Here is a 2539-nt window from a genome sequence, read left to right on the forward strand (position 1 = left end):
TGGCTTTTAAGTAACACAACACTAAGATCTACTTTAATAAAAAAGAAGATCAAATAAAATGAGCTCGGAGAAAATCTCCCAGCTCATTTTAATTTATTCAACTTTTAGCTTTATAGCCTTATAAAATAACCGTATAAATAACTATGGATATTAAAATACCGGTTAATGCCCCCATAAAAACTTCAATAGGCTTATGTCCAAGTAAAGTTTTTAGTTCTTCTAGCTTTTCCTCGCTCTTCTTGTGTCCCCAATCCTTTGTCTGATTAACAAAAGTTTGAAAATCTACACGCATCTGATTGATAATGATGGCTTGCTGACCGGCTTGAAATCTAACACCTGTTGCATCAAACATCACTATAACTGCGAACACTGTAGCAACTGCAAAAAGGGTAGAGTCTAATCCCGTTTCAAAAGCAATAGCTGTACACAATGACGTTACAGCAGCCGAGTGAGAGCTTGGCATTCCACCTGTAGAAGTGAATAATTTCCAATCTATCTTTTTAGTGACCAGAAAATGTATTGGTATTTTCACGAACTGGGCAAAGAAGATGGAGAAAAGAGCAGCTAATAGTGGAGTATTTTGTAGAATTGCCACAGCAGACACCGCCTTCCTTGTAAAACTTTGTTACTTTTAGTATAACATATTCTCACTATTCGAAAAATCATTCTCGTTGCTATATAATAAGAATGTATCCAAATTATGTAGGGGGAAAAATGATGATTATTAGCACTAACAATGTAACATTCGAAGAAGTACAATCCGAAACACTAGTGGTAGGAATTCCTAAGCATCCTGAAAATACAGAGAAATGGGATGCATTATTAAATGTGTATGGAAATCACATTCTTGATTGGGTAAAAAGTGGTGACATATCATCAGACTCGAAAAAAATAGTTAAAGTCCCAATAGCAGGTCAAGAAACTGTAAAAAGAATACTATTTGTAGGGCTTGGAGATCGTAAAAAGTTAACACAAGAAAATATTCGAGAAGCATTTGGTTTAGTAGGGAAAGAGCTACTTTCTAGCAAGCCTGAATCCCTTGCAGTCTGGGTTCCATCATTTACCTCTGAGAGCGCTACAGAAGCTGATGTAGCTTATTTAGCTGGTGAGGGGATTGGTATGGGAGCTTTTGTTTATGAGGGCTATAAAACAACCTCTAACGTGCCGGATTATTATTTACCAGCTATCGAGCTTTTAACAGATACTGACTTAGAAGAAGCTGCAACTTACTTTGAAGTAGGAAGTATTTATGCGGATGCTGTTAATGAAGCTAGAATTTTAGTGAATACACCAGGGAATGTGCTGACTTCTACACAACTAGGAGAGTATGCAAGAGAGCTTGGTGAGACATATGGCTTTGAAACAGAAATATTAGGTAAGAAAGAAATAGAAGAGCTTGGTATGGGAGCTTTATTGGCTGTGAACCAAGGCTCAGTTGAAGAACCACGTTTAATCGCTTTGAAATATCAAGCCACAGATAACTGGGATGATGTAGTAGCACTTGTAGGGAAAGGAATCACTTTCGATACAGGAGGTTACTCTATTAAAACAAAAACTGGTATCGTTGGCATGAAAGGCGATATGGGTGGAGCAGCAGCAGTTTTAGGTGCTATGCAAATTATTGGTGAGCTTCGTCCAAATAAAAATGTTATAGCTGTAATTGCTTCAACGGACAATATGATCTCTGGAAATGCATTTAAGCCAGATGATGTTATTACTTCTATGAGCGGAAAAACAATTGAAATTCTTAATACTGATGCAGAGGGACGTTTAGTTCTTGCAGATGCAGTAACGTATGCAAAACAGCAAGGAGCTAATTATATCGTCGATGTGGCTACTTTAACAGGTGGAGTAATCACCGCATTAGGATTCGATAAAACTGGAGCACTAACTAATAATGAAGAATTCTTTGAAACCTTTATGGAATCCTCTTTGGAAACAGGAGAATTTGTATGGAGACTTCCGTTAACTGAAAATGATAAGAAACGCATTCGTAAAAGTGATGTTGCAGATCTGAACAACTCCCCTGGAGGAGATGGTCATATGATTTTCGGTGGTGGTTTCGTTGGAGAATTTGTAGACGATACACCATGGATTCACTTAGATATCGCAGGTACATCCGATGCAAAAGCAGCATATGATTTTGGACCAAAAGGCGGTACTGGTGTTATGGTTCGTACTTTAGCAACGCTTATTGAAAGAATGGCAGACGAAGAGTAGGATAAACGCACAGGACACTTATCCCACATAGCATACACTGTGTTGAAAGGAGGGACATTATGGTTAGATATCAACGCGGTGGTTATGGGGGAAGAGGTCCAGGAGGTCCTCGGGGTCCAGGTGGCCCAGGAGGATTTGGAGGTTACGGAGGTTTTGGTGGTGGCTTTGGTGGATTTGGAGCTCCTCTATTAGGAGGCTTTGTAGGAGGACTTTTAGGTTCTTCTATTATTGGATTTGGTGCAAGACAACCATATCCATATCAACCTTATCCATACCAGCCTTATCCTTACTATGGTTCACCATATTCCCCGTACTATTA

3 protein-coding genes are annotated in these 2539 nt (G+C 38.9%); 2 read left to right on the forward strand and 1 reads right to left on the reverse strand.

Annotated features, from left to right (window positions below; translation table 11 throughout):
- Positions 1-118: 118 nt before the first annotated feature.
- Complete coding sequence (locus AC06OU_RS18015) at positions 119-595, reverse strand: divergent PAP2 family protein (RefSeq protein ID WP_169359658.1); 477 nt, start codon at positions 593-595, stop codon at positions 119-121.
- Positions 596-717: 122 nt separating this feature from the next.
- Between AC06OU_RS18015 and AC06OU_RS18020 the strand changes: the two genes are divergently transcribed.
- Together AC06OU_RS18020 and AC06OU_RS18025 are read left to right on the forward strand one after the other, a co-directional pair.
- Positions 718-2220, forward strand: a complete 1503-nt coding sequence (locus AC06OU_RS18020) for a leucyl aminopeptidase (RefSeq protein ID WP_475857618.1) — start codon at positions 718-720, stop codon at positions 2218-2220.
- 59 nt (positions 2221-2279) lie between these two features.
- The coding region (locus AC06OU_RS18025; RefSeq protein WP_169359659.1) for a hypothetical protein at positions 2280-2539 on the forward strand (260 nt) is incomplete at its 3' end.

It is taken from the genome of Psychrobacillus sp. (assembly GCF_056205495.1).